The organism is Methylorubrum zatmanii, assembly GCF_014845115.1.
GTDB classification, from domain to species: domain Bacteria; phylum Pseudomonadota; class Alphaproteobacteria; order Rhizobiales; family Beijerinckiaceae; genus Methylobacterium; species Methylobacterium zatmanii.
Genome location: NZ_NKUI01000175.1, coordinates 1 through 5,912 on the forward strand (window position 1 = coordinate 1; position 5,912 = coordinate 5,912).

The following is a 5,912-nucleotide window of genomic DNA, read 5'->3' on the forward strand; positions in this document are numbered from 1 at the left end:
TAAGCGGCAGATGGACGGTCGGGCCAAGCTCGATCTGCTCGAAGCGCGGCTGATCGGCACCGGGTGACGTACCTGCATCGAGAGTGCGCCAGACCCCTTTTTCCACGCCGATTCTCACCAGGATTGCGTGAGTGGCGTTCGATACGGAGTTCGCTCGATCAAAGCAGGCTCCCTATCGGCAAGCCCGCGCGGCGCCTGAGCGAGGTCCAAAGCCGCCATCCCGAAGGGATCAACCGGTTTTGGTATGAGTTGCCTGGGGCTCTTCCGATTATCCGCGACGGGGATGAGCAACTCTGCGGCCGAAAAAAACGCCCGCTCGGGGGAGCGGGCGCGAAGTGGGGCAGGAATCGCAGGAATGTCGGCGTAGCCGGGGCCGATGACGGGCCCGGGCGGTGGAAGGGGTCAGCCCTCCTTCTTGGAGAGAGCCACGGCGACGAAGCGAGTCTGGCCCTTGGCGCTCTTCACCCGCATCAGCACCGCCTTGCGGCCGTTCGATTCGGCAGCGCGGATCTGCGCCTGGACGTCGGAAGGCTTCGACACGCTGGTACCGGCGACATCGAGGATCACGTCACCCTGGGCGATGCCCTTCGCGGCGGCCGGACCGTCAGGATCGACATCCATCACCGCCACACCCTCGTCGCCGAGGCCGACATCCCCCGCCGGTGCCAGGCTGAGGCCGAGGCGGGGCTGACCGCCCTGGAAGCTGTCGCCGCCGCGGCTCGCCACCTTGCCGTCGCTCGGCAGCACGCCGAGTTCCACCGTCGCGGTGTCGCTCTTGCCGTTGCGGAGATAGGCGAGCTTCACCTCGGTGCCCGGCTTCAGCCCGGCGATGCGGCGCGACAGGTCGCGGGCATCGTTGACGGGAGCACCGTTGACCGACTCGATCACGTCACCCGATTTCAGTCCGGCCTTGGCCGCCGGGGTGCCGCTCTCGGCGTGATCGACCAGGGCGCCCTTGGCCTTGTCGAGACCGAGGCCGTCGGCGATGTCCTTGGTCACCGGCTGCACCTGCACGCCGAGATAGCCACGGACCACCTTGCCGTCGGTGCGAAGCTGATCCACCACCGTCTGCACCGTCTCGGCGGGGATCGCGAAGGCGAGGCCGACCGAGCCGCCGGAGGGCGAGGCGATCGCCGTGTTCACGCCGACGACCTCGCCGTTGACGTTGAAGGTCGGGCCGCCGGAATTGCCCTTGTTGATCGGCGCGTCGATCTGCAGGAAGTCGTCATAGGGGCCGGCGCCGATGTCGCGGCCGCGGGCCGAGACGATGCCCGCCGTCACCGTGCCGCCGAGGCCGAACGGGTTGCCGATGGCGACCACCCAGTCGCCGACCCGGGGCGCGCCCTTGCCGAATTGGACGTAGGGGTAGCTGCCGGCCTCGGTGATCTTGAGGAGGGCGATGTCGGTCTTGGCATCCTTGCCGATCACCTTGGCATCGAGGGTGCGGTTGTCGTCGAGGGTGACCTGCACGGTCTTGGCGTGATCGACGACGTGATTGTTGGTGACGACGTAGCCGTCGCCCGAGATGATGAAGCCGGAGCCCACGGCACCGCGCTCGCCGCGGCGCTGAGGCGTACCGCCACCGGGACCGCCTTGGCCGAAGCGCTTGAAGAACTCGCGCAGCTGCGGCGGAACCTGCTGCATGTTCGGCGCGCCGGAGCCGTCCTCGTCGTCGTCGGCGCTGTCGTCGAGCTTCACCTTCACGGCGACGACGCCCGGCTTCACCTTGTCGACCACGTCGGCGAAGGAACCCGGCGGGTGCTCGGGCGCGGTGATCGGGCTTTTCGGCAGCGCCTGGGCATAAGCCGGCGTGGCGGGTTGCGTGAGGCCGAAGCCGGCCGCGCCGCCCGCGACGAGGGCGGCCGCGGCAACGGAGGCGAAGGCACGGCGGCGAACGGTCAGGGTCATGGAGGTCTCCGACGGACAAACGTTCCGGTCGGCCGCCCGACGGGACCCGAAGGTCGGGGCGGCGATCCGTTGCAAGAGTCCTAGAGCCCGCCGCCTGACCGCCGGATGGCGCGAAGATTACGGTTTGGACAGGTCTGGCGCCGTCGGCATGGCAGCGAGGCCGGCGCGCCAGCGCAGATCGGCCAGCAACCCGAGCGGGTGGGTGTCGAGCACCGGCGTCATCGGCAAGCCGGCGGCGTGGAGGAGCCGCGCCGCCCAGTGATTGCAGACATTGGCGTAGGAGAACCGGCCCCGCGCCTCGTAGAACAGGCTCGGGCCGTAGAGGCCCGGCCCGCTATCGATAGGAAGGCCGGCGGTGAGGCGGAAGCTCGCTTCGAGGCGCGCCAGCAGCCGGGCGAAACCCTCCCGCGAGACCGGAACCGGAACGATGTCGGCCCGGGGAAAGCTGGCGCGGGCGGGGCCAACGAGGCCGACCACCTGGATCACGCCCTCGCTGCCGCCGGGGGTGAACAGGGCGGAGAGGGCGAGCCGCCAGTCGAAGGCGGCGAGCGTCGGCGTCGCCCGGTAGAAGCGGGCTTCGCCCCAGCCGAATTCGAGGGCGTCATAGGCGCGAAAGCGCGTCGCGATGCTGCGCAGGGCGGCGCCGGCCCCCTCCCCCGTCAGGCTCTCGCGGCGCAGGACGAGGCCGGAATGCCAGCCGTGGCTGACGAGGAACACGGTCTCGCTCTCCGCCCCGGAGGGCGGGTAGAGCATCGGGTCACCGGATCGCGCCGTCCAGATCGTGACGATCAGGAGCGCGGCGGCCAGCCCGGCGAGGGCCAGGCCGAGCCGCCGCAGCCACCTCATGCGTCGCTGAGCCGGGCCAGAGCCTCCTCGATCTTGGCCAACCGGGCGGCCTCGCCGTCGCGGCGCTCGCGCTGCTCGTCCACCACCTCTTCGGGCGCGCGGGCGAGGAAGTCGGCATTGCCGAGCTTGCCGTCGATCTTGCCGATCTCGGCCTTGGCCTTGCTGGCCTCCTTCTTGAGGCGCGCCACCTCCGCCGCGAGATCGACGATGCCCTCCAGGGGCAGGGCCGCCACGCTGCCGCGCACGAGGAGCTGCACCGAGTTCTTCGGCGCGGCCTCGACGAAGCCGATCTCGGAGAGCCGCGCGAGGCGGGTGAGGGTCTCGCTCCAGCGGCCGACACGGGCCCGCACCGTCTCGTCGGCGGCGACCAGCACCAGCGGCACCTGGGCGCCGGCCGGGACGTTCGTCTCGGACCGGGCCGAGCGCACCTCGGAGATCAGGTCGACCAGCCAGCCGATCTCGGCCTCGGCCTGGGCATCGGCATAGGCCGAGAGGTCGGGCCAGGATTCGAGGGTGAGCAGGCCGCGCGGCGCCGAGAGGGCCTGCCCCTTGATCGCCCACAATTCCTCGGTGAGGAACGGCATGAACGGGTGCAGCAGCTTGGCGATCTGATCGATCAGGAAGGCGATGGTCGCCTGCGTCTCCGCACGGGCCGCCGGATCGACGCCCTCGCCCTGAAGCACGGGCTTGGCCAGTTCCAGATACCAGTCGCAGAACACGTTCCAGACGAAGCGGTAGGCCGCCGCCGCCGCATCGTTGAAGCGGTAGACGGTGATGCCCTGCGCCACCTCGGCCACCGCTTTGGCGGCCTCGGTCAGGGCCCAGCGGTTGAGCGTCTCGCGCACCGCCTCGGGCTTGAAATCGGCCTTGAGTTCGCAGCCGTTCATCTCGGCGAAGCGGGCCGCGTTCCAGAGCTTGGTCGCGAAGTTGCGGTAGCTCTCGACCCTTTGCGCCCCGAGCTTGATGTCGCGACCGGGGGCCGCGAGCGCCGCCAGGGTGAAGCGCAGGGCATCGGCGCCGAAGCGGTCGATCAGATCGACCGGATCGACCACGTTGCCCTTCGATTTCGACATCTTGGCACCCTTCTCGTCGCGGACGAGGGTGTGCAGGTAGACCGTTTCGAAGGGCGCCCGGTCGGTGAGGTGCAGGCCCATCATCATCATCCGGGCGACCCAGAAGAAGATGATGTCCTTGCCCGTCACCAGGGTGTTGGTGGGGTAGAAACGGGCGAGTTCCGGCGTCTTGTCGGGCCAGCCCAGGGTGGAGAACGGCCAGAGCGCGGAGGAGAACCACGTGTCGAGCACGTCGGGATCGCGGGTCAGCGCGACCTCGCCGCCATGCCGGGCCTTCGCCTGCGCCAGCGCGTCCTCCTCGCTCTCGGCGACGAAGATCCCGCCCTCCGGGTCGTACCAGACCGGGATCTGATGGCCCCACCAGAGCTGGCGCGAGACGCACCAGGGCTCGATGTTCTCCAGCCACTGGAAGAAGGTCTTCTCGTAGTTCTCGGGGACGAACTTGGTCTGCCCGTCGCGCACGGCCTGGAGCGCGCGTTCCGCCAGCGGCTTGACGTTCACGTACCATTGGTCGGTGAGATAGGGCTCGATCACCACGCCCGAGCGGTCACCGTGCGGCACGGCATGGGTGTTGGGCTCGATCGCCCGCAGCAGACCCTGCTCCTCCATCAGCGCGACGACGCGCTTCCTGGCCTCGAACCGGTCGAGACCGTCGAGGGCGAGCGCCGCCTCCTCCGGGGCTGCACCTTCCAGGAAGGCGGCATTGCCGGCGATCTGGATGCGGGCCTCGGCATCCAGCACGTTGATCGGCCGGCAGCCGTGGCGGCGCCCGACCTCGAAGTCGTTGAAATCGTGGGCCGGCGTAATCTTGACCGCGCCGGTGCCCTTCTCGGGATCGGAATAGGCGTCGGCGACGATGGGGATCAGGCGGTTGACCAGCGGCAGGCGCACCCGCTGGCCGACAAGGGCGGTGTAACGCTCGTCCTCCGGATGGACGGCCACGGCGGTGTCGCCGAGCATGGTCTCGGGCCGTGTGGTCGCGACGGTGATGATCGCGCCCGTCGGCGTGCCGGCTGCATCCACGACGGGATAGTCGAAGTGCCAGAGATGGCCCTTCACCTCGATCTGCTGCACCTCGAGGTCCGAGATCGCGGTCTGGAACTTCGGATCCCAGTTCACGAGGCGCTTGTCGCGGTAGATCAGACCCTGGGCATGCAGGTCGACGAAGGTCTTGAGCACGGCCCGGCTCAGGCCCTCATCCATGGTGAAGCGTTCCCGCGACCAGTCGCAGGAGGCGCCGAGCCGCTTGAGCTGGCCGATGATGGTGCCGCCGGATTCCTCCTTCCAGGCCCAGACCCGGCGCAGGAACTCTTCGCGCCCCAGTTCGCGCCGGCCCGGCTGCTGCGTCTCCATCAGCCGGCGCTCGACGACCATCTGGGTCGCGATGCCGGCATGATCCGTGCCCGGCTGCCACAGCACGTCCTTGCCCCGCATCCGCTCGAAGCGGACGAGGATGTCCTGGATCGTGTTGTTGAGGGCATGGCCCATATGCAGCGAGCCCGTCACGTTCGGCGGCGGGATCACGATGCTGAAGGGCTCGGCACCGGCCCGCTCGGGGCGGCCGGCGCGGAAGGCCTGGGCTTCTTCCCAGGTCGCGGAGACGCGTGCCTCGACGGCGGTGGGATCGAAGGTCTTGTCCATCATGGGCGGAGCGGGCTTTTCAAGGCGGGCGGCGTCTTCGAAGACTGTCCCCGCCGCTATCGGCCCGCTGCGGTGCCGCCGTCAACCGGGCACGGCCTTGGCCCTCGTTTCGGCGCGCGGTCTTTCGACGAACCGGTTTCCGCTTCGCCGGAATGGGTTCTAGCGACCGCGGGCGACCCGCTCGATCTCGGCCCGCACCAACCGCTCGACCATGTGCGGAAGGTTGTCGTCGAGCCAGCTCTTGAGCATCGGCCGGAGCATCTCCTTGACCAGATCCTCCAGGGTGCGGGCATTGTTGGAGAGCACGGTGTGCGCCAGCAGCTGGAAGTTCTGCCCGACGCTCTCGACCGTGCTGCCGGAGACGAGCCGTTCGGTCGCCTCCTCCTCCACGGCCGCCCGAATCCGCTCGGCGGCCTTGGGGGCGGGCGTGGAGGAGGAGGCGAC

The 5,912-nt window shown here is 69.3% G+C and carries 4 protein-coding genes; all 4 read right to left on the reverse strand.

The features are described 5' to 3' along the window. Positions 1-402 precede the first annotated feature (402 nt). Positions 403-1,908, reverse strand: a complete 1,506-nt coding sequence (locus MZTS_RS19365) for a Do family serine endopeptidase (RefSeq protein ID WP_192285071.1) — start codon at positions 1,906-1,908, stop codon at positions 403-405. A gap of 117 nt (positions 1,909-2,025) precedes the next feature. Next, positions 2,026-2,754, reverse strand: coding sequence for a DUF2459 domain-containing protein (locus MZTS_RS19370; protein ID WP_192285072.1), 729 nt, complete (start codon positions 2,752-2,754; stop codon positions 2,026-2,028). After that, positions 2,751-5,471 carry a valine--tRNA ligase gene (locus MZTS_RS19375; protein WP_192285073.1) on the reverse strand — a complete coding sequence of 907 codons (2,721 nt, stop codon included), beginning with the start codon at positions 5,469-5,471 and terminating at the stop codon, positions 2,751-2,753. Before MZTS_RS19375 ends, MZTS_RS19370 begins: the two co-directional genes overlap by 4 nt. A 156-nt stretch (positions 5,472-5,627) precedes the next feature. After that, positions 5,628-5,912 (reverse strand): PopZ family protein (locus MZTS_RS25340; protein ID WP_246482192.1); only part of this gene is annotated, 285 nt, incomplete at its 5' end.

What these genes read in the sequence shown, in the direction of transcription:
- MZTS_RS19365 (WP_192285071.1), bottom strand. Translation starts at nt 1,908, where the DNA reads ATGACCCTGACCGTTCGCCGCCGTGCCTTCGCCTCCGTTGCCGCGGCC.
- MZTS_RS19375 (WP_192285073.1), bottom strand. Translation starts at nt 5,471, where the DNA reads ATGATGGACAAGACCTTCGATCCCACCGCCGTCGAGGCACGCGTCTCC.
- MZTS_RS19370 (WP_192285072.1), bottom strand. Translation starts at nt 2,754, where the DNA reads ATGAGGTGGCTGCGGCGGCTCGGCCTGGCCCTCGCCGGGCTGGCCGCC.